General features: G+C 36.4%; 24 protein-coding genes, 1 tRNA gene and 1 other annotated feature. Of the genes, 4 read left to right on the top strand and 21 right to left on the bottom strand.

The annotated features are described in order from the left end of the window. Positions 1–67: 67 nt before the first annotated feature. Genes sufU through sufC form a run of 4 tightly spaced genes read right to left on the bottom strand, consistent with a single transcriptional unit; the run spans position 68 to position 3,828 of the window. A complete protein-coding gene (gene sufU / locus C240_RS05360; protein WP_271491962.1) occupies positions 68–538 on the bottom strand; it encodes a Fe-S cluster assembly sulfur transfer protein SufU in 471 nt (156 codons plus the stop codon). Then, a complete protein-coding gene (locus C240_RS05355) occupies positions 525–1,760 on the bottom strand; it encodes a cysteine desulfurase (protein ID WP_271491959.1) in 1,236 nt (411 codons plus the stop codon). Before C240_RS05355 ends, sufU begins: the two co-directional genes overlap by 14 nt. After that, entirely contained in the window at positions 1,757–3,043 is a 1,287-nt protein-coding gene (sufD, locus tag C240_RS05350; RefSeq protein WP_271491957.1) for a Fe-S cluster assembly protein SufD, read from the bottom strand. The genes C240_RS05355 and sufD overlap by 4 nt, the downstream gene beginning before the upstream one ends. Before the next feature lie 14 nt (positions 3,044–3,057). Next, the gene (gene sufC / locus C240_RS05345; protein WP_271491956.1) at positions 3,058–3,828 is read right to left on the bottom strand and encodes a Fe-S cluster assembly ATPase SufC; all 771 of its coding nucleotides are present in this window, start codon (positions 3,826–3,828) and stop codon (positions 3,058–3,060) included. A gap of 305 nt (positions 3,829–4,133) precedes the next feature. On the opposite strand from sufC, the gene hemH reads away from it, so the two are divergent. After that, positions 4,134–5,081 carry a ferrochelatase gene (gene hemH / locus C240_RS05340; RefSeq protein WP_271491954.1) on the top strand — a complete coding sequence of 316 codons (948 nt, stop codon included), beginning with the start codon at positions 4,134–4,136 and terminating at the stop codon, positions 5,079–5,081. A gap of 47 nt (positions 5,082–5,128) precedes the next feature. On the opposite strand, the gene C240_RS05335 is transcribed toward hemH, so the two are convergent. From C240_RS05335 to C240_RS05300, 8 genes are all read right to left on the bottom strand, one after another. Next, complete coding sequence (locus C240_RS05335; RefSeq protein WP_271491952.1) at positions 5,129–5,980, bottom strand: MetQ/NlpA family ABC transporter substrate-binding protein; 852 nt, start codon at positions 5,978–5,980, stop codon at positions 5,129–5,131. A 35-nt stretch (positions 5,981–6,015) separates the two neighbouring features. Continuing rightward, positions 6,016–6,645, bottom strand: a complete 630-nt coding sequence (locus tag C240_RS05330; RefSeq protein ID WP_271492323.1) for a methionine ABC transporter permease — start codon at positions 6,643–6,645, stop codon at positions 6,016–6,018. 49 nt (positions 6,646–6,694) lie between these two features. Next, positions 6,695–7,732, bottom strand: a complete 1,038-nt coding sequence (locus tag C240_RS05325; protein ID WP_271491950.1) for a methionine ABC transporter ATP-binding protein — start codon at positions 7,730–7,732, stop codon at positions 6,695–6,697. Between the two features lie 310 nt (positions 7,733–8,042). Further along, positions 8,043–8,285, bottom strand: a binding site (T-box leader). 47 nt (positions 8,286–8,332) lie between these two features. Continuing rightward, positions 8,333–8,668: a glycine cleavage system protein H gene (locus C240_RS05320; RefSeq protein WP_271491948.1), complete on the bottom strand. Its 336-nt coding sequence runs from the start codon at positions 8,666–8,668 to the stop codon at positions 8,333–8,335. Next, on the bottom strand, positions 8,668–9,024 hold the full coding sequence (locus C240_RS05315; protein ID WP_271491946.1) for an arsenate reductase family protein: 357 nt from the start codon (positions 9,022–9,024) through the stop codon (positions 8,668–8,670). Before C240_RS05315 ends, C240_RS05320 begins: the two co-directional genes overlap by 1 nt. Before the next feature lie 20 nt (positions 9,025–9,044). Next, a complete protein-coding gene (locus C240_RS05310; protein WP_271491944.1) occupies positions 9,045–10,229 on the bottom strand; it encodes an FtsW/RodA/SpoVE family cell cycle protein in 1,185 nt (394 codons plus the stop codon). A gap of 466 nt (positions 10,230–10,695) precedes the next feature. Beyond that, positions 10,696–11,370, bottom strand: a complete 675-nt coding sequence (locus tag C240_RS05305) for a peptidoglycan amidohydrolase family protein (RefSeq protein ID WP_271491942.1) — start codon at positions 11,368–11,370, stop codon at positions 10,696–10,698. Positions 11,371–11,519: 149 nt separating this feature from the next. Next, a complete protein-coding gene (locus C240_RS05300) occupies positions 11,520–12,227 on the bottom strand; it encodes a phage tail tip lysozyme (protein WP_271491940.1) in 708 nt (235 codons plus the stop codon). Between the two features lie 332 nt (positions 12,228–12,559). On the opposite strand from C240_RS05300, the gene C240_RS05295 reads away from it, so the two are divergent. Both C240_RS05295 and C240_RS16355 read left to right on the top strand, forming a co-directional pair. Then, positions 12,560–13,703, top strand: a protein-coding gene (locus C240_RS05295; protein WP_271491938.1) for an IS3 family transposase whose coding sequence is annotated in 2 segments (ribosomal slippage) — positions 12,560–12,816 and positions 12,815–13,703 — 1,146 coding nt in all. Because the reading frame shifts where the segments join, the coding sequence is not laid out codon by codon here. A gap of 27 nt (positions 13,704–13,730) precedes the next feature. Further along, positions 13,731–13,961, top strand: a complete 231-nt coding sequence (locus C240_RS16355) for a tyrosine-type recombinase/integrase (protein ID WP_442896574.1) — start codon at positions 13,731–13,733, stop codon at positions 13,959–13,961. 163 nt (positions 13,962–14,124) lie between these two features. Here C240_RS16355 and C240_RS05290 read toward each other — a convergent pair. Further along, positions 14,125–14,197, bottom strand: a tRNA-Thr gene (locus C240_RS05290). A 137-nt stretch (positions 14,198–14,334) separates the two neighbouring features. Here C240_RS05290 and C240_RS05285 point away from each other — a divergent pair. Beyond that, positions 14,335–14,571: a hypothetical protein gene (locus tag C240_RS05285; protein ID WP_271491936.1), complete on the top strand. Its 237-nt coding sequence runs from the start codon at positions 14,335–14,337 to the stop codon at positions 14,569–14,571. A gap of 90 nt (positions 14,572–14,661) precedes the next feature. On the opposite strand, the gene upp is transcribed toward C240_RS05285, so the two are convergent. From upp to C240_RS05245, 8 genes are all read right to left on the bottom strand, one after another. Further along, a complete protein-coding gene (upp, locus tag C240_RS05280) occupies positions 14,662–15,291 on the bottom strand; it encodes a uracil phosphoribosyltransferase (RefSeq protein WP_271491933.1) in 630 nt (209 codons plus the stop codon). A 79-nt stretch (positions 15,292–15,370) separates the two neighbouring features. Continuing rightward, positions 15,371–16,609: a serine hydroxymethyltransferase gene (gene glyA / locus C240_RS05275; RefSeq protein ID WP_271491931.1), complete on the bottom strand. Its 1,239-nt coding sequence runs from the start codon at positions 16,607–16,609 to the stop codon at positions 15,371–15,373. A 55-nt stretch (positions 16,610–16,664) separates the two neighbouring features. After that, positions 16,665–17,702: an L-threonylcarbamoyladenylate synthase gene (locus C240_RS05270; protein ID WP_271491929.1), complete on the bottom strand. Its 1,038-nt coding sequence runs from the start codon at positions 17,700–17,702 to the stop codon at positions 16,665–16,667. Between the two features lie 15 nt (positions 17,703–17,717). Further along, positions 17,718–18,557: a peptide chain release factor N(5)-glutamine methyltransferase gene (prmC, locus tag C240_RS05265; RefSeq protein ID WP_271491927.1), complete on the bottom strand. Its 840-nt coding sequence runs from the start codon at positions 18,555–18,557 to the stop codon at positions 17,718–17,720. Next, on the bottom strand, positions 18,550–19,623 hold the full coding sequence (gene prfA / locus C240_RS05260; protein ID WP_271491926.1) for a peptide chain release factor 1: 1,074 nt from the start codon (positions 19,621–19,623) through the stop codon (positions 18,550–18,552). Before prfA ends, prmC begins: the two co-directional genes overlap by 8 nt. Before the next feature lie 69 nt (positions 19,624–19,692). Beyond that, complete coding sequence (locus C240_RS05255; RefSeq protein ID WP_271492320.1) at positions 19,693–20,283, bottom strand: thymidine kinase; 591 nt, start codon at positions 20,281–20,283, stop codon at positions 19,693–19,695. Positions 20,284–20,630: 347 nt separating this feature from the next. Continuing rightward, complete coding sequence (locus C240_RS05250; RefSeq protein WP_271491924.1) at positions 20,631–21,170, bottom strand: hypothetical protein; 540 nt, start codon at positions 21,168–21,170, stop codon at positions 20,631–20,633. Then, positions 21,145–22,548, bottom strand: a complete 1,404-nt coding sequence (locus C240_RS05245; protein WP_271491921.1) for a T7SS effector LXG polymorphic toxin — start codon at positions 22,546–22,548, stop codon at positions 21,145–21,147. Before C240_RS05245 ends, C240_RS05250 begins: the two co-directional genes overlap by 26 nt.

Genomic DNA, 22,548 nt, shown 5'->3' with positions numbered 1-22,548 from the left:
TTTTATTTTAGTTAAAAATGGAGCAACGCTCCTAAAGTCGCCTTGTACTGTTCAACATCAGTTCGCTTCACTCACTGTGGTTCACAGCATGTCCTGCACTGCCTTGTCCGTCATTTTCAACTGCTTGTTCTAACGCTTTCCAAGCTAATGTTGCACATTTGATCCGTGCTGGGAATTTTGCCACGCCGCTAAGCATTGCTGCGTCACCTAATTTTTCTTCTTCTGGTACATCATTTCCTTGTACTAATTGAGAAAAATCTTCAGCCAGCTGTTCTGCTTCGACTAACGTCTTCCCAATCACCGCATCTGTCATCATACTGGCACTCGCAGTACTAATTGAACAGCCACTTCCACTAAACGCAATATCTTTAATGACATTGTCTTGAATAGCCACTTGCAATTCAATCACATCACCACAAGTTGGATTGTTCATTTCGATTTTCTTGCTTGATTCGGCCAACGTTCCATGATGATGAGGATGACTTGAATGATCTAAAATCACTTGACGGTATAAATTATCTAATTTAGATAGAGCCATGTTGGAAAAACTCCTTTGTCGCTAAAATTGCTTCGATCAATCGATCCGCATCTGCTTTCGTATTATATAAGTAGAAACTCGCACGAGCAGTTGCTGGAACATTTAAATATTTCAGTAATGGCTGCGCACAATGATGTCCTGCACGAACGGCCACACCTTCCATATCCAAAGCCGTCGCCGTATCATGAGGATGTAATCCGTCTAAATTAAACGCGATCACACCTGTATGATGAGCTGGATCTTGTGGTCCGTAAACCGTCAGACCTTCGATCGCCAATAGTTTTGGCAACACATAAGCGACTAATTCTGCCTCATGTTGATGAATTTCTTCTAACCCAATTTCCATTAGAAAATCGATTGCCACGCCAAGAGCGATTGCTCCAGCAATATTTGGTGTTCCTGCCTCAAACTTCCAAGGCAATTCTTTCCATGTACTATCATGCAAATTAACAAAATCGATCATTTCGCCACCAAATTCTACTGGTTCCATTTGATCTAGCAATTCGCGTTTTCCATATAATACACCAATTCCAGTTGGACCACACATTTTATGCCCACTGAACGCATAAAAGTCAGCGTCGATTGCTTGAACATCCACTGGCATATGTGGTACAGTTTGCGCGCCGTCGACAACTAAGACAGCACCGTGACTATGAGCTAACTCTGCTAATTCTGCCACTGGATTGATTACACCTAAAACATTCGACACATGTGCGATAGAAACAATCTTGGTTTTATCCGTGATTTGTTGTTTTGCACTTTCCATATCTAAAAAGCCATCTGCTGTGATCTCGATATATTTTAAGGTTGCACCTTTGCGTTCTGCTAGTTGTTGCCAAGGGATAATATTAGAGTGATGTTCCATGTAAGAAATCACGATTTCATCCCCTGCTTCAACTGCTAAATCGCCATAGCTTTTTGCGACCCAGTTTAAACTTGTCGTTGTGCCTCGTGTAAAGAGCGTTTCCGCTGTTTCTTTGGCATTGATAAAGGCTCTAACTTTTTCACGAGCAGCTTCATAATCTTTTGTGGCACGTTCTGCCAAAGTATGCACGCCACGATGAACATTGGCGTTATCATGTTCGTAATAATAAGTCAGTCTATCTAAAACTACTTTCGGTTTTTGAGTTGTTGCTGCATTATCCAGATAAACAAGCGGCTCGTCATTTACTTCTTGAAACAAGATGGGAAATTGCTGCCGAATCTTATCTGCGTTTATCATGCATTTAACTTCCCTTCAATTACGTCTACAAATTCTTTTTGAACCTCTTTAACAGGAATCGCTGTGATTACTGAACCTAAGAAGCCACGGATAACCAAACGTTCTGCATCATCTTTACGTAAACCACGGCTCATTAAGTAGTACATTTCTTCCGGATCAACACGTCCAACGCTGGCTGCGTGTCCTGCCGTTACTTCATTTTCATCAATCAATAGAATTGGGTTCGCATCGCCACGAGCTTTATCAGAAAGCATTAAAACACGACTTTCTTGTTGCGCATCTGCCCCTTTAGCTCCTTTTAAAATATGACCAATTCCATTAAAGGTTAATGTTCCTCGTTCACGGATAACCCCATGTTGTAAAATGTGTCCCACTGAGTGAGAGGCTTTATTGGTTACACGTGTATCAATTCCTTGTGTTTGTTTACCAGCACTGATTGCCACAACTTTGACTTCTGAATGAGAGCCTTCTCCTACTAAATCTGAATCAAAATCAGCAACGACATCTCCATCATTCATTACACCTAAAGCCCAGTCAACAGAGGCATCACGCATGATATGTCCTCGACGGTTCATATAAGTTGAAACATTTTCGCCTAATTGATCGACAGCTGAATATTTCACTTTTGCACCAGCTTTTGCAATCACTTCAACTACAATGTTCGCTGAAATTTTGACTTTTTGATCGCCAACTGTTTGGAATCGTTCTAGATAGCTGAACTCACTATGTTCATCCGCTACGATTAAAACATGTTTGAAGAAAGATTCTTCACTGGCTGAATCTTGAATAAAGATTGCTTCAATTGGTTCTTCGATGACAACATTTTTCGGTACATATAAGAACACTCCGCTATTCATGAAAGCTGTATGGAACGCTGTTAATTTATCTTCATCCATTTCAACGGCTTTATTCATATAATATTCTTTGACTAAATCGCCATGTTCTTGCAAAGCTGTAAACATGTCAGTGAAAATCACACCTTGATCTGCTAATTTCGCTGAAAGTTGTTCAAATGCTGTGATCGATCCTTGTTGCACGATAACAGGATTGTCTTTCATTACGTCAAAGCTTGGGATGTTCATGGTTTCAGGTGCATACTCTTCAGTATTCACGTTAAACAAAGGCCAGCGGTGAAATTTCACACGTTCGATCTTTGGTAATTCTAAATTTTCAGCTTTTTCTAAAGCCGCCGCACGTAATTCAGTCATCCATGTTGGCTCTTCGTTACGGGCTGAAAAAGCTGTGATGTCGTCAAGATAATTCGCTGTTGTTATTTCCTTCATTTATCTTGTCCTCCTTACGCTTCTTCTTTGTATTCGATACCTAATTCTTGGCTGATTCCAGCATATCCTTCTGCTTCTAAACGTTTGGCAAGTTCAGCACCGCCAGTTTTCACCACACGGCCTTCCATCATAATATGCACCACATCTGGAGTGATGTAGTTTAATAGACGTTGGTAGTGAGTGATAATTAACGCACCAAAGTTTTCGCCGCGCATTTCGTTTACGCCTTTTGAGACAACTTTTAGCGCATCGATATCTAGACCAGAATCGATTTCATCTAAGATCGCAAATGTTGGTTCCAACATTAATAATTGTAAAATTTCATTACGTTTCTTTTCACCACCAGAGAAGCCTTCGTTTAAGTAACGTTCAGCCATTTCTTCCGGCATATTTAACAATTCCATTTTTTTATCTAATTTTTTAATGAAATCCATTACTGAAATTTTGTCATCTTCATCGCGTTTTGCATTGATCGCTGCACGCATAAATTCAGCATTGGTAATTCCAGGGATTTCGCTTGGGTATTGCATTGCTAAAAATAGACCTAAACGCGCGCGTTCATCTACTTCTAACTCTAATACATTTTCGCCATCAAAAAGAATCTCGCCTTCTGTTACTTCATAGTTAGGATTTCCCATGATTGCCGCAGATAACGTTGATTTACCTGTTCCGTTTGGTCCCATAATTGCGTGGATTTCACCTGTTTTCATTGTCAGGTTAACACCTTTTAAAATCTTTTTATCTTCAATTGATACGTGTAAATTTTTAATCTCTAAAACGGACATGTACAATTCCCTCCAACTTAAATTAATTAGTTTTTCGTTCTCATTCATTTTATCCTAATTGAGAATGATAAGCAATCTCTTTACTAGAATAATTCTTAATTAAACTAGGTTTTGTTTGTGAAAAAATGGACTTATTTAGAATCTTTCTAAAATGATGATGATTCTTCATTTGTGCTAAAAAGGAAATTTGCTTTTGATTTTAGCTTTTTTTATGAGATAATTTAAAACGATTTTTAGAATATCTTGACTAGAGCAAATAGGCAATTTTATTCATTTGTCCCAGCCATTCAAAGAGAGGTTTTTTTATGTCCAAAAAAGGAGTTATTATTGTTAACTTGGGAACACCTGATAAGCCGGAAACCAAAGAAGTTCGCGCTTATTTAAAACGTTTTTTAGGTGATAAACGTGTAATTGATACCAATCGGTTCATTTGGTTACCAGTTTTACATGGAATTATTTTACGTACCAGACCAAAAAAATCGGCCGCTTTATACCAGCAAGTTTGGCAAGAAGCTGGTTCACCTTTGCTAATCTACACAAAATCACAAGCTGAGCAATTACAAGCCCGCTTTCCAGATCATGTGGTACGTTATGCTATGAGTTACAGCCGACCGCTGATTCCAGAAGTTTTAAAGGAAATGCAGGATTTAGGTGTAACTGATTTGACGATTATTCCATTATATCCACAATATTCAACAACTACTACTGCACCAATCTTTGATGAAGTAGCAAAGTTTTATTTGAAAGCTGAAGTTATTCCCAGTTTGCATTTTATTCAATCATTTTACGATGAGCCATTATATATTGAAGCTTTAGCCAATCAAATCAAACAAGCACTAGCAGAAAAAACAGTTGATAAAATTGTGTTTTCTTATCATGGAGTTCCTGTTTCATATATCGCTAAAGGTGACCATTATTTAGAACATTGTCAGCAAACAACCCAAGCTGTGATGGAACAAGTTGGTGATGTCCCCTTTATTAGCACCTTTCAATCAAAATTCGGTCCGGCAGAATGGCTGACTCCTGCAACAGACCAGACCTTGAAAGATTTGCCTAAGCAAGGCACGAAAAATATTTTGATTATTACTCCGGGATTCGTTTCGGATTGTTTGGAAACCATTGAAGAAATTGAAAAAGAAAATTATGGTTACTTTATGGAAAACGGCGGGGAACATTTTCATTATATTCACCCTTTTAATGACGATCCAATTTTTGTTGACATCCTTGAACATCTTATAAAAAAGAAGCAGTAAGAATGTAAAAAAATCCTGAAAAGCTAAAATACTTTTCAGGATTTTTATTATTTATCTACTGGTTTAACTGAGCCATCCCATTTTTCAAGAATCCATTCTTGGATATCGTCGCTATGCAATGCATCAACTAATTTTTTAATTTTTTCACTATCTTTATCTTCTGATCGAACCGCGATAATATTCACATATGGAGAATTATCTTTTTCCAATAATACAGAGTCTTTCAAAGGATTTAAGCCCGCGCTATAAGCAAAGTTTGCATTAATCGCTACTAAATCTGCCTCGTCATTGTTGTATGTTGTTGTTAGAACTTCTGGATTGATATTATGGATGAACTTCAAATTTTTAGGATTCTTATCGATATCTTCAAATGTCGCTGTTTCTAACTCAACACCGTCTTTAACGGTCACTAAATCAGCATCTTGTAAAATCGTAATAATCCGACCCCAGTCAGATTCAGAGTTAGATGTAATGATTGTTGCACCATCTTCTAAATCTTTAATATCTTTGATTCGTTTTGAGTATAAGCCCATTGGCTCAATGTGGATACCGCCAGCATTTGCGAAATCATAATTGTTTTCTTTTACTTGTAAATTAAAGTAAGGAATGTGCTGGAAATAATTAGCATCAATATCGCCTTCAGCTAAATTTTTATTTGGTAAAATGTAATCATCGAATTGAATGATCTCCAAATCAACGCCTTCTTCTTTAAGAATTGGTTTAACTTGTTCTAAAATTTCAGCGTGGGGAGAAGCAGAAGCTCCAACTTTTAAAACAGAAGAATCTTTGTCAGATCCTGCTGACTTACTGTCATCTGTTTTACTACTTCCACCACCACAAGCGACTAATCCAAAAGTAACAACTGCTAATGTTGCTAAACCAAATAATTTCTTTTTCATACTTAATTCCTCCCAATAATTTTTATTATGATTGCTTATCGTTTGTCAGAGCGTTTCACTAATTGATCCCCAACGAATTGAATGATAAACACAATAATCAAGATTAAAATAGTTGCTACTAATGTAACAGTGTTGTTATTACGGCTAAAACCTTCTTGATAAGCTAAGCCACCGAGTCCGCCACCGCCGATGATCCCTGCCATTGCAGTAAAACCAATCATAGTAATCGTCGTCAATGTAACGCCGGATAATAAAGCTGGCATACTTTCAGGAATCAAAACTTTAAATATTTTTTGAACTTTAGAAGCACCCATTGCGTCTGCCGCTTCCAGTACACCGCTATCTACTTCACGAAAAGCAATTTCAACCAGTCGAGCATAAAAGGGTGCGGCCGAAACAATCAGTGATGGAATTGCAGCTTTTGCACCAATCCCTGTGCCGACAAGTTTTCTTGAAAAATCCATTAATAGAATAATCAAAACAATGTATGGAATCGAACGGAAAATGTTGCTGACAACAGATAAAATACTGTAACAAACTTTCGCATAAGATGATTTATTTCTACTCAAACTATAAAGGACTAATCCTAGTAAAAAACCAATAATAATAACAAAAACCATTGCGACAACTGTCATAAATAACGTATCATACGCCGCTTGTTTCATGGATTCTGGATTCACTCGGCTAAAGTTCAAATATTTTTCTACAAAGCTCTCATTCGCCACGGTGAATCACCTCCAAACCAACTTCTTTTTCTTTGAAAAACTCAAGTACTTTTTCTACTTCACTTGTTGTACCGGTAATCATCACTGTCAATGTACCAAAAGCTCCTTCTTTGGCTTGTTGAACTTGACCTTGCACAACATTGATATCTACTTGGAACTTGCGAATCGCTTGAGAAATTACAGGTTCATTGGCATTATCACCACTAAATTGAAGTGTTGCTACCAAACCTTCCGGATTTTCTTTAATCAATTCTGCTAATAGCTCTTCCGTGTCTTCTTTTGGTTCTAATTCTTGTTGAACAAAGCGTTTGGTAACTGCTTGCTTCGGATGTTTAAAGACGTCTAAAACATCGCCTTCTTCAACTATTTTCCCTAACTCCATGACAGCTACTTTATTACAAATTTTACGAATAACATGCATTTCGTGAGTAATTAAAACAATCGTCAGATTTAAGTTTTTGTTGATTTCAAGAAGTAAATCTAAGACTTCATCAGTTGTTTGTGGGTCAAGCGCGCTGGTTGCTTCATCACACAGAAGAATTTCTGGTTTATTCGCCAATGCCCGAGCAATCCCTACACGTTGTTTTTGTCCACCTGATAATTGACTGGGGTAAGCATCTCCACGCCCTTCTAAACCAACAAGATTTAAAAGCTCTTCAGCACGCGCTTTTCGCTCATTTTTAGGAACATTAGCTAATTCTAGCGGCAACATGATATTTTCTAAAATAGTTCTTGACCATAATAAATTAAAATGTTGAAAGATCATTCCGATTTTTTTGCGAAATTGACGTAACTCTCCATTACGCATTTTTGCAATATTTTGACCTTGGATTACGACTTCACCTTGCGTTGGTAACTCTAAACCATTTAATAAGCGGACTAACGTACTCTTTCCTGCTCCAGAATACCCAACGATTCCATAAATATCACCTTGATTAACGGTTAAAGAAACATCATTGACTGCCGTTACTTGTCCGTTTTTTCCTGTGAATTGTTTTTTTACTTGTTGCAATTCGATTAGAGGCATCTTTTCCCCTCCACTTTCTTTTGTTTTGCTACTTGTTTATTATACTACATGGTTGCGTGATGTGTTGTAAAATAATGGTAACTTTGCTTCCTTAGTCACCAAGTTTGTTCATCATCTACTCTTACAATTACCAATCATAAACCTTACATTTCAGAAATTTTGATTGGTTTGCTCTAGATCGTTCAGCTTGATTCACTAGTATAGTAACTTCGCTCCCTTTGGTCGCCAAGTATTGTTCATCATCTACTCTGGCGAAGCCAGTCGCAGTGATTCACAATAAAAAGCCCCCGCCCAAATGTCATAAATCTGACATAAGGACGAAAGCTTGTCTTTCGTGTTACCACCTTGATTTGCTATTATTTCACAATAATAGCCTTATACAGTACATATATTTATACTGTGGTGCTGTAACGGGCACTCCCGTAATAAGTTCACCTAAGCTCACTCATTCTGCTCAAAGACCATCTTCCATCTCGATTGTGTTACCCATTTTCAGCAAACAGGGCTCTCTTTAAACAGTCACGATATGTACTCTTCTTTTCAAAGCTTTCACTTTATATTGTGAAATTATAGCAACATAAAAATAGCTTGTCAATCTTTTTATGCTTGTTCTAATTCTGTTGCATTAACATCAGTTAAAACAGCAATCCAGGCATTCATCTGCTCTGAGTCATCTAATACACTTGGATTAGCTTCTGCCGCTTCATTTACTGCTGCAATTGTGCCACTTAAAGGTGAGCTAAACTCACTAACAGCTTTTTCTGCTTCCAGCTCAATTAATGAATCGCCTTTTTTAATTGTTTGGCCAACCTTTGGCATTGTTGAAAATGTAATATTGCCTAAATCTTCTTGGGCTTCATTAGTCAAACCGATTTTATACCCTTCAGCAGTTTTTAACACCCACAGGCTATCAATAATTTTTAGTTCATCCGCCATTATTTAATAGCTCCTTCATAGTCAGATTCTTTAAAGCCGTTTGCTAAGAATTGACTGTCTTTAACAAAAATCGGGCGCTTAATTAACATCCCGTCAGTTGCCAATAATTCACTGGCTTCTTTAATTGAAAAATCATTTACTTTATCTTTTAAGCCTTGTTCTCTATAGCGAATACCGCTTGTGTTGAAGAAACGACGGACTGGCAGATCACTTTGTTCCATCCAGCTTGCTAACTGTTGCGCTGTTGGAGGATTTTCAATCATATCAATTGTTTCATATTTAACTTGATTCTCGTCTAACCAAGCTTTTGCTTTTTTACAAGTTGAACATTTTGGATACCAGAAAAATGTGTACATACTAACTGCCTTCTTTCTTCTTAATATTCTTCAATCGTTGCTTCTTTTTGATACTTCATCGACATAATCAACCCTACACCGATCATATTACCCAAAATCGAGGAACCACCTTGGCTAATAAATGGCAACGGAATCCCAGTTAATGGTAACAAACCGATATTTGCACCTATATTTTCAAATACATGGAACAAAATCATCATAATAATCCCTGTCGCAACGTAAGAATAGAATTCATTGTTTGTGTCAAAACAAACGCGAATCATGCGATAAATCAATATAAAGTATAGCAAAATAATAAAGCAACCGCCAACGAAACCATAATTTTCACCAATAACAGTAAAAATCATATCTGATTCTCTAACTGGCACATAAACATCACTAGTATTAAAGCCTTTTCCCGTTAAGCCACCTGAACCGATAGCTGTTAATGCTTGGGCTGGCTGGAAAGAACGATCGGGGTCATTGTGAAATGGATTCATCCATAAATCAATTCGGTCAAACTGATAGGGTTTAAATCCAACAGAATAGAGAAATTCACGTCCTGTATCTGTTGTTACTAAATAAATAGTTCCAGCTCCAACTAAAATTGCCAGTAAAAATGTTGGCAAAATTATTTTCCATGAAATGCCTGACATCAAGAATACTCCACCAAAAATAGCTAGGAAAACTAACATTGTTCCAAAATCATCCTGTAGCAAAATCAAAAGAATAACCGGCATCGCTACTAAAAGCATTTTGCCAATTAGCCAGAGATCAGATTTAAGTGTTCGGTGGACATTTTTAACGTTATGCATCGTTACTACGTAAGCTAACATTAGGATAAAAGCAATTTTCATTAACTCTGAAGGCTGAAACGTTGTGCCACCAATACTAATCCAGTTTTTCGAACCAGTTTGAGCTTCTAAAAACGGGTCATAAAATTTTAAGAGCAAGCCCATCATAACTAAACCAATTGCGTAAAAGATTGGTGTCAAGCGCCACAATAGTTTTGAACTAAAATTCATTACAATAACGATACTTACCCCGCCAACAATATACCAAAGACCTTGTTTCATCAGCATATTCCCAATTTCTGGTCGATTCGGATCATTACTTAAGGCAACATATAGTGAAAGTATCCCGATAATGGACAAAAGGAATACAGGTAAAATTACGCCATAGTCAATTCTATTATCTAAGTTCTTAATAAATTTATTTTTATTCATTGGTCATCTCTTTTCCTTAAATCATACGCTTTTTATTATAACTTTCTATTAGGAGAAAAGAAAGTATAGACTGAATGATTTTGGAAAAAGTTTAAGGAAGCGGAGAAATGAACTACGAACTTAATAAGAAATTCCACTAGCTTTTAGTAACTGATGTTATAATTAACTTGCAAAAAGCAATTGAAATCAAAAAAACTGTAAATTGCCAGTAAGTTAACAACTCAATTCAAACATTTTTATAGAAGAAACTAGTTCATAATAGAGAAATCCACCATAAAAAAATCCGAATAGTTTTATCCGTAAATTAGGACGTATACCACTATCTAAAACAGCTTAGTCCCTAATGGAAAATGGGGATTTTATCTTTTTTTATTGATAAATTTTCTACTGCTTATGCCTGTTGCTCCTTAACACACAAAAACTAACCGCCACGAATAGCAGTTAGTTTTTAAATTTAATTATATTTTTACTTACGATTTGGAGCAACTTGTTCCAATCTAGCATACCATGGCTCTTTTGCAGTCCATGTATATTCAGGAATGTCTTTCCCGTTATTATCTTTATAGATTTGTTTTAAGATCTTTACTGTATCCATATTAGGAACATGTACTGTATCATATCCATTAAAATAGAAAATTCCAGTTGCTCCCCCACTTGTTGGTTTAATATATAAACATTGCATAGTTATCTCTCCTTTTTTCTCTTCTGGTTTTTCAGGCGTTACTCCTTTAAGTCTGTAAAAATCATTTGGTGGACCACCCATCCAACCGCCTTCGGTCGACGTTTCTGAAATCCCGTTCGATCCGTGGTTACAATGAATAATTCTACTGTTACTTACAAATACTCCTGTATGTCCATTAGCTCCTGCACTTGTTCCTTTACCACCTGAGATAAAAATATCGCCTCTCTGTACCTCTGAACGTGAGATACGTTGCAGCAATGACCCTTCTAATGCATACAACGATTCTGTGCTACCGATTCCTGTTCCTTTCGGAAGAAATCCTGCTTCAATCAGCGCGTAATACACTGCTGAACTACAGTCATAACTTTTGTCACCTAAGCGACCGGGATAAGTCATGTCATATGTTACTCTGCCTTCCCTTGCCCTAAACCAATTTATTACTGATTCAATATTTGCCAAATGTTTCCCTCCTGACGTTTGTTTTTGTAAGATCTTACAACATTAGTATAGTATGTATTTTTAAGTTCAAACTATCAATAATCTTTTAACAATCTCCCAGGCAATGTAAAAAGCCACCGCAAAAGCGATGACTTAATTTGATATCAATTTTACTTACGATTAGGTGCTACTGATTCTAGTCTAGCATACCATGGTTCTTGGATTGTCCAAGTATACTCGGGCATATCTTTTCCGTTGTTCTCTTTATAAATTTTTCGTAAAATTACAGCTGTATCATTGTTATCAATATGGACTGTATCAACTCCATTAAAGTAATACATGCCTACTCCAGTACCCATTGGTTTTTTATAAATACATTGCATAGTTATCTCTCCGTTGTCTGTTTGTTCTGGTGGTGTTGTTCCACTAATATTTTTCAGTAAATCATACCAGTATCTTGCTTGTGTTTGTCTTGTTGGCTGATTCGGATTAAGCGGTCGTTCATAATAGCGAATAAAAATATCAGCTAATACTTCTGGCGATTGAGTACTCTGAGTAAATTGTTTAAATGTCATATTAGGGTGATAAAATTGTTGTTCGTTTGCAACTTCCCATTCTAATCTTTTACATTGACTGATAACATCTTGATAGACTAACCCATTAGAATTCGCCCAATCAATGTACTTAGTTGCGGGTGTCCATTGAACTAATCCATAACCTCCAGACATATTGCCGATAATATCTGATTCCCAACGATCAGCAATAATACCACTTTCTGATTGCATATTACCAAGAGTCGCTGCTACGGCTTCTTTTGTCCATCCTTTACTAGCCAAATACTTCCAAATTTGTTCTGCAGTTTGCTGTTGAGTCGCCATGGTTTCCCCTCCTGACTTGTTTTTGTAAGATCTTACAACGTTAGTATATTATGTATTTACGTACCCAACCTATCACTTGTCTGTCATGCTTCTGTCAATATAAAAAGATCAGCCGAATGACTGACCTACTGATTATATACTCTTTCCGTAGAGAGGTTAGCCGCACTGCAGCTCTTCATTAAGTTAAGCAACCTACACGAGTTTTACTCTCCACATATCCACCTGTCCTCGGTTGCTAATGACTCCCTTAGTGGATATATACTAATAAAGTAGACAATTTTATTGCTATACTATTATTTAAAGAGACACTATTTAAGAAAGGAAATCTAACTATGGTAGACAAACATAAATTACCACGGAAATTTGACGAAGACTTCAAAAAATCAATTGTTAAACTTTATGAAGGTGGTAAGTCACAGAACTCTTTGTCAAAAGAATATGGACTTGCCCTATACTCTGTAGCTCGTTGGGTGAAGCAATATTCTGAAGTTCAAGTTGATGATGATACGATCCTTACGGCTCGACAGGTCAAACAATTGCAAAAAAGAAATCTACAATTAGAAGAGGAGAATTTAATCCTAAAAAAGCGATTGCCATATTCACGCTACACTCAACGAGCGATTAAATGCGATTCGTATTTTACGTCATGAACACTCTATTGTAACTCTTTGTAGAGTTCTTAAAGTGAATCGTTCAACTTACTACAAACATTTTTCAGGAAAAATAACTCCTAGAACAGTAGAAAATCAGAAGTTAAGAAAAATTATCTTAGAAATCTATACAACTGCTAAAAAACGAGTAGGACCTGCAAAAATCCAACGTATGATTCTACGTGACTATAGCATTTCTATTAGTATTGGACGAGACTATCGACTAATGAGAACCATGAATTTACCCAAAATGTCTATAGTAAAACCTGTTTTCAAACCAACCAAAAATCAGCACCCTAATCACTTAAAACATGCTTTTAACCCTCCGGCACCTAATCAAGTATGGACGAGTGATTTTTCTTATATTCCTATTGGGAAGAAATCTTTTGTTTATCTTTGTGTGATTTTAGATTTATTTTCTAGAAAAGTCATTGCTTGGTCTGTTAGTAAAAAGATTGATAGTACCTTGGCAATTACAACAATAAAAAAAGCAATTCAAGTCAGAAAGCCTACGGCTTCACTTCTTTTTCACAAAGATCAAGGATCCCAATATACTTCACTTGAATTCAGAAAGTTTTTAGAAAATTACTCTATTGTTCAATCTCTGTCTAAACCTGCTTATCCTTCGGACAACGCTGTAACAGAAGCTTTCTTCAAATATATGAAAAAAGAAGAACTAAATAGAAAAATTTTTTCTTCTCTCCAAGAAGTACAACTTGCTTGTTTTGAATATATCGAGGGCTTTTACAACTCACAGCGTCCTCACGGAACCTTAAACATGCTTACACCAAATGAAATAGAAAGTATATATTTTGATTCTCACTAAGTACCTGCTCTTTTTGTATCTACTTTATTGACATTTATCCAATCAATTAATAAGTCTAAAAGTGAATACCTTTTTATCAATGATTATGGGAATCCAGTTAACAATAAAAGTTTCAATAAATATTTAGAAAAGATGTGTCAAGAAGCAAAAATTCCCAGAATAACATCTCATGCTTTTAGACACGCTAAAACCGATCTTCTGCTACTTGCTAGTAGTGATATAATCTACTTGGACACAGTGATCCTTCTGTCACCTTGAAATATTATAACTCATTAAATGACGATATCAGAAACAAAAATAGACAGTTACAAGAAGACTTTCTTAAAAATATTAAATAGTGGTTTAGGTACATTTTGGGTGTAAAATAAAAAGCCCGATTCGTCAATGTCTAAAAACACTGATACATCGGGCTTTATCACTATGCCAGCTGTAGGAATCGAACCTACGACCTACGCGTTACGAGTGCGTTGCTCTACCAACTGAGCTAAGCTGGCGGTACAAACAAAATTATAAAACTAAACCTACCTTTTGTAAAGTCAGAAAATAACCATTCTATTATAAAAAGACATGAATGAAATTTTTCTTTATTTGTGCTATAATGGAGATAGTGTAAGAAAGGAAGTTTTTGCGAATGTCTAGTTTCGGTAACTTTAATCGTCCTGTTGTTCCTTCTTCTGAAGGGGATTTATTCACTGTTGATACTCAGGTCACTTTCTTGATGCATGGTCAGCTACAAACAGGGATTATTACAAAGCAATTAAGTAATTCCGCTGTAGTAGAAATTGATGAAAATTCTGATAACACTGATTTAATGGTTAAAAGTAATGGTGTTATTGTCATCAATTACAAAAAACTTACCAAAGTATAGATTTTTCCATCCACTTATCGTTGGATGGATTTTTTTATTTTGTATAGAAAAAAAGTTACTGAGCCAAACTCAGTAACTTTTTTGTTCAAGCTATTTTGTACCGAATAAGCGGTCACCGGCATCGCCCAAACCTGGAACGATATAGCCATTTTCATCTAATTTTTCATCTAGTGCTGCTGTATAGATATCAATATCCGGGTGCGCTTCTTGTAGTGCTTTTACACCTTCTGGCGCTGCTACTAGACAAACAAATTTGATATTGCTGCCGCCGCGTTTTTTCAAGGCATCAATCGCCATAATTGCCGAACCACCTGTTGCCAGCATTGGATCAACAACGAATAATTGACGTACATCAATATCTTCAGGCATTTTGACAAAATATTCAACTGGCTCTAATGTGTCATGATCGCGATATAAACCGATATGACCAACTTTAGCTGCTGGAATTAATTCCAAAATCCCATCTACCATCCCGATACCTGCACGTAAAATAGGTACGATTGCAACCTTTTTACCAGATAACGTTTTTTGTGTTGATTCACAGATCGGTGTTTCAATAACAACATCTTCTAATGGCATATCTCTTGAAACTTCATATGCCATAAGCATAGCGATCTCATTCACAACTTCACGAAAAACCTTTGTGCCGCAATCCTTATCTCTAATGATTGTTAATTTGTGTTGGATCAGTGGATGATCAATAACTTGGAATTTTCCCATGCTCATTCTCCTTCAATAATTTATTCCTTCCTATTGTAAAACAAAAACGAGCGATTGACTAGTCAATCACTCGAAACTTTTATTTATAAAGTGGATATTTTTTCGTTAATTCGCTAACAGAAGCTCGAACTTCTGAAAGAACTGCTTCATTTTCATGATCGTTTAAGACTTTCACAATTAATTTTGCTACTTCGACACAATCATCTTCTTTAAATCCTCTAGTTGTAATCGCTGGTGTACCAATGCGAATACCGCTTGTCTTGAATGGACTTAATTGTTCAAATGGAATGGAGTTTTTATTGACAGTAATATTAACACTATCCAAAAGTGCTTCCGCTTCTTTTCCGTTTAAACCAAAACCAGTCACATCAATCAATAATAAATGATTATCCGTAGAACCACTTACTAAACGAGCTTCTGGAGCTTGATTAAAGATTTTGGTCATAGCTTTAGCATTCTCAATCACTCGTTCACTATATTCTTTAAACTCAATGTCTAATGCTTCTTTGAAAGCAACTGCTTTTCCTGCAATCACATGTTCTAATGGTCCGCCCTGGATCCCAGGGAAAATATTGCTATTGATTTTTTTTGCTAATGCTTCATCATTGGTTAAAATCAACCCACCACGCGGTCCACGTAAGGTTTTATGTGTCGTTGATGTTGTAATATCAGCATATGGTACTGGACTAGGATGTAAACCAGCTGCTACTAAACCAGCAATATGAGCCATATCCACCATTAATTTAGCACCAACTTCGTCTGCAATCTCACGGAATTTGGCAAAATCAATCGTACGAGAATAGGCACTTGCTCCTGCAACAATCAATTTAGGCTGATGTTCACGAGCCAAAATGCGAACTACATTGTAATCAATTACTTCTGTCGTCGGATCGACACCATAACTGACAAAATGATAGGTTTTACCACTGAAGTTAACAGGTGATCCATGAGTTAAATGTCCTCCCGCAGACAAATCCATCCCTAACACAGTATCTCCTGGTTCAATCAGCGAAAGATATGCTGCAGTATTCGCTTGTGAACCCGAGTGTGGCTGTACATTAGCAAATTTGGCACCAAATAACTCTTTCGCACGATTAATTGCTAAATCTTCCACAATATCAACAAACTCGCAACCGCCATAATAACGTTTGCCAGGGTAACCTTCCGCATATTTATTCGTCAAAATACTTCCTTGAGCTGCCATAACAACTTCTGAAACAACATTCTCTGATGCGATTAGCTCCAAGTTGTTTTCTTGACGTTCATTTTCTTTTGCAATTGCATCCCATAAATCAGGATCAAATGATTTATAATCCATTAAACAAGCCTCCATTTCAATTGTTTGTTTCGATTGTATCATACTTAAATCACATCTACTCGAAAATAGAATTATTTTTAAAAATATTTTGATTAGCCGCTTTTTTGAGTCGATTCATATAAGCAATTCCGAGTTCTCTTTCAGGAAAAGCTTGAACAAAAATTAAATCAATTGGTTTTTCATCTAAGGATCTCAATCCTGCAAATAATAATTTTGTCGCATTCTCTACTGATTTTTCACCAAAAGAGAAGACTTCATCTACTTCATTAGAAAAGTGTTTAGCTATGTCTTCATCAGCAAACAAGCCAATTCGTTTATTATTTTTTTTAGCTTGTGCAATTGCCTGTTTAAAAATTGTTTTGTCTCCATCTATAATCCAAACTGGTACATCTGGCGCATAGTGTTTGTACTTCATACCGGGAGCTTTTGGCACTTCTTTTTCGCTAAGTAAATGTTGGTCAACTTTGACTTCTCCAATCACTTGTTCTAAAGCTTCTTTGGTAATTGCACCTGGTCTTAGAATGATTGGAATACCATCTGTTGCAGTTAAATCTAAAACGGTTGACTCCACTCCAATTTGGGTTGCGCCATCATCTAAAATTCCAGCAATTTTACCTTGCAAATCATGGAAAACATGTTGGGCTGTTGTCGGGCTTGGTTTTCCCGAGGTGTTTGCACTTGGTCCAACTAGGGGCGTTTGTGCTTGCTTAATTAAATTTATAGTCTGTTGATTATTTGGCATCCTAAAAGCAACGGTTTTTAAACCGCCAGTCACAGTCTTTGAAAATGTTTCTGGTTTCACTGTAAAAATTAACGTTAATGGTCCCGGCCAAAAAGTATCGACTAATTTTTGCGTAACTTTCGGGAAATTACTGACATATTTTTTTACCATATCAAAATTTTCCACATGAACAATTAATGGGTTATCACTAGGACGTCCTTTAACTGCATAAACTTGTTTGACCGCTGTTTCATTGAGTGCATCTGCCCCTAAACCATAAACTGTTTCAGTGGGAAAAGCTACCAATTCTCCTTGACGAATCAAGTCAGCTGCATCTTGAAGATCTTTAGCAGTAAACATTTTGGTCTCCATATTTCATTCCTCCTTTTACTCAGGCGAAACGATCACCATTCGGTCATTTCCTGATAAATCTTTGAAAATTTGAACGTTATATTTTGGAAAAGCATGTTGAAATAATGCTTGAACTACTTTTCCTTGTTGAAATCCGATTTCTAAATAAATTTTCCCAGTTGATTTCAAACAATTTTTGGCTTCGTTTGCAAGCTGTTGATAAATAGCCAAACCATCATTTTCAGCAAAAAGTGCTTTTTTCGGTTCGAACGTTCGAACACTTTCATCCATCAATTCCCACTCAGCATTGCTAATATATGGCGGATTAGATATTAAAATATCAATCGCCTCATCTCGTACTGGTTTAAGTCCATCGCCATGGATAAAGGAAATATCTGCTGCAAGATTCTGTGCATTTTTTTTTGCAACTACTAACGCTTCTTCAGAAATATCAATAGCGCTAACTTGCCAATTAGGTCTAGCAAGTTTTAGACTGATTGCGATTGCAGCTGTTCCTGTACCTACATCAACAACTGTTAATCGTTGGTCAGGATTTTCTTTGATGCAGCGATCAACCAGCTCTTCTGTTTCCGGTCTAGGGATTAGCGTATTTTCTGTAACTAGAAAACGATGATCATAAAAATCACTGTACCCTAATAAGTATTGCGGCGGATAATTTTCTGCTAAACGTTCTACATCTACTTGAACTTGCTGCTGCTCAGTTTCAGGCATTTCTTCTTTTAAATGAAGTAGCCAATCGGTTTTACTCCAGCCTTTTCGTTCTAAAAAAACAAACAGAATACTATAGCCTTCTTTCCCTTGTTTTTCTAAAAAAGAAGAAGCCCGTTCAAGGACTTCAAAATAACGGTTACCCATTTTGCATCTCTTCTAGTTTTGAGGTTTGATCGTATAAAACTAATGCATCTACGATTTCATCTAATTTACCTGCTAAAATTTGATCTAGTTTTTGAACAGTTAAACCAATTCGGTGATCTGTCACACGGTTTTGCGGGAAATTATACGTACGGATACGTTCAGAACGATCGCCTGTACCAACTGCTGATTTACGATTCGCATCATATTCGCTTTGTGCTTCTTGCTGCATTTGGTCATAGACTCTTGCACGTAAAATTTTCATTGCTTTTTCACGGTTTTTGATTTGAGAACGTTCGTCTTGCATCGCTACAGCGATTCCTGTTGGAATATGTGTCAAACGAACAGCAGAAGCCGTTTTATTGACGTGCTGACCACCAGCACCGCTGGCATGATAAATATCCGTACGAATATCTTTATCTGCAAGATCTAATTCTACTTCTTCAGCTTCTGGTAAAACAACGACTGTAGCAGTTGACGTATGAATTCGACCTTGTGATTCTGTTGATGGTACACGTTGAACGCGGTGTGCACCACTTTCATATTTTAATTTAGAGAAAACATTATCTCCTGAAATCATCATGATAACTTCTTTATAGCCGCCGATCCCAGTAATGCTGGCTTCCATAACATCGGTTTTCCAACCTTGGGACTCTGCGTATTTTTGATACATCCCGAATAAATCACCAGCAAATAAAGCTGCTTCATCTCCGCCAGCTGCACCACGGATTTCCATAATGATATTTTTATCGTCATTTGGATCTGTAGGTAATAGTAAAATTTTGATTCGTTCTTCTAAAACTTCTTTTTCTTTTTTTAATTCTGAAAGTTCTTCTTTCGCCATTTCAGCCATTTCGGCATCTAATTTTTCGCCTAATAACTCTTCAGTATCACTGATACCCTCAACTACTTGTTTATAACGGCGATAGACTTCTACTGTTTCACGAGTATTCGCTTCTTCTTTGGATAACTGCATAAAACGTTTCGTATCACTAATCACTTCCGGGTCACTTAATAACTCCCCCAGCTCTTCATAGCGATTTTCAATTGATTGTAACTGATCGTACATAACTGTTTGCTCCTTTTTTTCGTAATAAATTCAATAGGTAACTCTTTTTAATTAAAGAGATTTGTTCAATTAATTTTTCACTTGCTCTCCGTCAATTGGCGGATGAAAATAATGATTACGACAAACAGGATAGTAAGCTTCGTTACCACCAATTTGGACTTGTGTCCCTTCATAAACAGGCAAGCCGTCAATGTAATGAAGATTCATTGTCGCTTTTTTATGACAGAACCAGCAAATTGTTTTTAACTCTTCTAATTTATCTGCATACAACATCAAATATTTTGAGCCTTCAAACAATTCATTGCGAAAATCATTTTTCAAGCCAAACGCCATCACAGGAATATTTAATTCATCAACAACTCGAGCAAATTCAATGACATGTTTTTTGCCAAGAAATTGTGATTCGTCCACTAAAATACAGTAGGGTTTGTAGTCTAGCTTTTGGATCAATTCATAAACATCGGTTTCTTGAAAAATCGGAATCGCTTCTCTACGCAAACCGATTCTGCTGGAAACTACGCCAACACCATCTCTTGTATCAAGTCCACTAGTCATAATGACTACCGGTTTATCTTGTTCTTCATAATTATGTGCTACTTTTAAAATTTCAATGGTTTTACCACTATTCATTGCCCCATACTTGAAAAATAATTGTGCCATTCGTCTGTCGTCACCTTTCATTTTGTCCCTCTCGTATTTTACTATATTTTCGGAGTTTTTTACAGTGGTAAATTTAAGACTTATGTATCAAGGGAGTTTACTTACTAAAATTTTTCAATACCAGCATCTTTTTTGAAGTAAAAAAAAGAGGTAATCATTATACTTTGATTAGTAAAACCATTACCTCGTCTGTTTTATCAGCTAGTTCTATTATATAATTGGGACTTGTATGCGTATAATTATCTGTCATTTTTTTATCTTTTGTCGTATGGTCTATATACTTCAAGGTTAATGTGAAACATAAAAAAGAGATAGGCAGTTTCTACACTTCCTACCTCAATTTGTTATCATTCAAACAAATAACTTAAACAATTTACTTCTTCTGGCTCATAGTTTTCCAAAGGAATGTCTAAAGGTACTTTTTTTAATTCTTCCCTGTCAACCAAAATCAACTTTTGCTCTGTTAATACTTCTATTAGTTCTGTATATTTTTTTTCTAACTTCTTATTTTTAAATTCTGTTAAATCGATTATATCTAGAGTTATACCATCTTTAGGTTTTTGATATTGTGCTTTTCTAATCGTAAAAAACGGACTTATTGCTGATATCTTTAACCCAATATATTCTATATAACCACGTTCCATGACTTCATTCTTTGCTTCTAGTGTAAAAAAAGGTTTGGATAATTTAATGTCTTCCATAAACATATAAGAAAAGCATCTAGTATAATCAAAACTGCCTGACGGTTTAAACACTATTCCATCCATATTTTTTAATAAATGTTCATCCCATTCATCGCTGTACACATATTTTCTTAGGACATATCCATAGTCCCCTTCTTTCAAACTTCTATTTACAAAATTAATCGCTTGTTCGTTTGCGTTCATTTAGTTTCCCCCTTACTTCTTTAGGTATTTTAGGATATCCATGGATGTTCCCTTTTCCGTCGATATGAACTACAATTTCAGTCGTTACTCCGTCACTACCAACTACTTCTCCTGAATCATATTCTTTCACAGTGCCCTCACGTCCATCAGCCCAATCTCCTTTTTGCCAAGCCTCTTGTGTGTCTGCTACACCATTTTCCCCATCAATCCATGTTGATTTATCTTCTGTTGACTGTTCATTATTTTTATGACCTTCTTGGTGTTTTCCTTGTTTACCAGCATCTACTGGTGGAGCACCTTCGACTTCTCCAGTAACTAACCCTTGCTGTGGTAATAAATCTTTTGGATTAACTGCTCTTACTCGTTTACTCGCCTCAACACTTCTTGCGGAATTGATTGCTTCTACAGCAGATTTACCAATTGTTACGGCACCAATCCCTTGTCTAATTATACCAATTCCTTTACCTATTTTACCAACATTGCCCAATATTCCTCCAAATCCAGGAGCTAGTGGCATTTCATTTCTTACGATTTTCACATTCTCTACTTTATATTGGTCTTTGCTCAGATAATTTTTACATTTTTCCAACTGACTATAGAGTTTTGGATGAGCATTTGGCGATACAATTTTGCCATCTTTCATTAGATACCAATTTTTATCCGTACCCAATGTACTACAAACAATTGTATACCCATCCAAACTGGAAATAGTTTGTTTCATTTCTCGATTCTTTACTTCTTGTTTCATTTTTTCCCGTTGTTCCCACCGTGTATTGATTGGTTTTGCCCATGTCATATTTAATCGACCAACATCAAACGTTCCTGAAGCCGAATTCCATGCTTTACAATCTTTCACTTGTGCCAATCCATTATCAAACTCTTGCTGGCAAGCTTCATATTCGGCAAAAATACTAGCTGAAAGGGCATTATATGCATAAAATTTCTCGAGTTGTTCTCTCTTTTTTGAAATAACATCACAGGCATTCATGTATCGATGTTCTAAATCTGGTCGCATAGTTTTTGACACCTGCATTTGTTTTTCTAATGACTGTTTTAATTGCTCAAGACGCTCAATTTGGCTTTGGATTTGGTCTTCATCCGTGTCGGTACTACTGACCATTCCTTGATATTCACTCAACAATCGTTTATGTGCATTCTCGAGAGCCTCTCCAGTTAAAATGGCAGAACGACAGAGTGGTGTATAGACTGTACCGAAATAACTTTTTGCCGAATCATAAGCTTTTCCTGACAGCGGCGCAGATAGAAATTGTGAAATACTGCTCTGTAAAGAAGATATGGCTTGACTTGCTTGGTTGTTCATTCTGGAAGCTTCATTTCCTTGTTGCTGTATCTCTCCTACATAAAATTTCAACCCCAT

It is taken from the genome of Enterococcus sp. 5H, from assembly GCF_028128615.1.
Lineage (GTDB): Bacteria > Bacillota > Bacilli > Lactobacillales > Enterococcaceae > Enterococcus_L.
The sequence above is the reverse complement of the archived record's forward strand: the minus strand, read 5'-3'. Positions and strand labels throughout refer to the sequence as shown.

What these genes read in the sequence shown, in the direction of transcription:
- C240_RS05300 (WP_271491940.1), bottom strand. Translation starts at nt 12,227, where the DNA reads ATGGCGACTCAACAGCAAACTGCAGAACAAATTTGGAAGTATTTGGCT.
- hemH (WP_271491954.1), top strand. Translation starts at nt 4,134, where the DNA reads ATGTCCAAAAAAGGAGTTATTATTGTTAACTTGGGAACACCTGATAAG.
- C240_RS05325 (WP_271491950.1), bottom strand. Translation starts at nt 7,732, where the DNA reads ATGCCTCTAATCGAATTGCAACAAGTAAAAAAACAATTCACAGGAAAA.
- C240_RS05320 (WP_271491948.1), bottom strand. Translation starts at nt 8,668, where the DNA reads ATGGCGGATGAACTAAAAATTATTGATAGCCTGTGGGTGTTAAAAACT.
- C240_RS05250 (WP_271491924.1), bottom strand. Translation starts at nt 21,170, where the DNA reads ATGAACGCAAACGAACAAGCGATTAATTTTGTAAATAGAAGTTTGAAA.
- C240_RS05335 (WP_271491952.1), bottom strand. Translation starts at nt 5,980, where the DNA reads ATGAAAAAGAAATTATTTGGTTTAGCAACATTAGCAGTTGTTACTTTT.
- prmC (WP_271491927.1), bottom strand. Translation starts at nt 18,557, where the DNA reads ATGGGTAACCGTTATTTTGAAGTCCTTGAACGGGCTTCTTCTTTTTTA.
- C240_RS05245 (WP_271491921.1), bottom strand. Translation starts at nt 22,548, where the DNA reads ATGGGGTTGAAATTTTATGTAGGAGAGATACAGCAACAAGGAAATGAA.
- C240_RS05310 (WP_271491944.1), bottom strand. Translation starts at nt 10,229, where the DNA reads ATGAATAAAAATAAATTTATTAAGAACTTAGATAATAGAATTGACTAT.
- prfA (WP_271491926.1), bottom strand. Translation starts at nt 19,623, where the DNA reads ATGTACGATCAGTTACAATCAATTGAAAATCGCTATGAAGAGCTGGGG.
- sufD (WP_271491957.1), bottom strand. Translation starts at nt 3,043, where the DNA reads ATGAAGGAAATAACAACAGCGAATTATCTTGACGACATCACAGCTTTT.
- sufU (WP_271491962.1), bottom strand. Translation starts at nt 538, where the DNA reads ATGGCTCTATCTAAATTAGATAATTTATACCGTCAAGTGATTTTAGAT.
- sufC (WP_271491956.1), bottom strand. Translation starts at nt 3,828, where the DNA reads ATGTCCGTTTTAGAGATTAAAAATTTACACGTATCAATTGAAGATAAA.
- C240_RS05315 (WP_271491946.1), bottom strand. Translation starts at nt 9,024, where the DNA reads ATGTACACATTTTTCTGGTATCCAAAATGTTCAACTTGTAAAAAAGCA.
- C240_RS05255 (WP_271492320.1), bottom strand. Translation starts at nt 20,283, where the DNA reads ATGGCACAATTATTTTTCAAGTATGGGGCAATGAATAGTGGTAAAACC.
- C240_RS05285 (WP_271491936.1), top strand. Translation starts at nt 14,335, where the DNA reads ATGTCTAGTTTCGGTAACTTTAATCGTCCTGTTGTTCCTTCTTCTGAA.
- upp (WP_271491933.1), bottom strand. Translation starts at nt 15,291, where the DNA reads ATGGGAAAATTCCAAGTTATTGATCATCCACTGATCCAACACAAATTA.
- C240_RS05355 (WP_271491959.1), bottom strand. Translation starts at nt 1,760, where the DNA reads ATGATAAACGCAGATAAGATTCGGCAGCAATTTCCCATCTTGTTTCAA.
- C240_RS05330 (WP_271492323.1), bottom strand. Translation starts at nt 6,645, where the DNA reads ATGAAACAAGCGGCGTATGATACGTTATTTATGACAGTTGTCGCAATG.
- C240_RS05270 (WP_271491929.1), bottom strand. Translation starts at nt 17,702, where the DNA reads ATGGAGACCAAAATGTTTACTGCTAAAGATCTTCAAGATGCAGCTGAC.
- glyA (WP_271491931.1), bottom strand. Translation starts at nt 16,609, where the DNA reads ATGGATTATAAATCATTTGATCCTGATTTATGGGATGCAATTGCAAAA.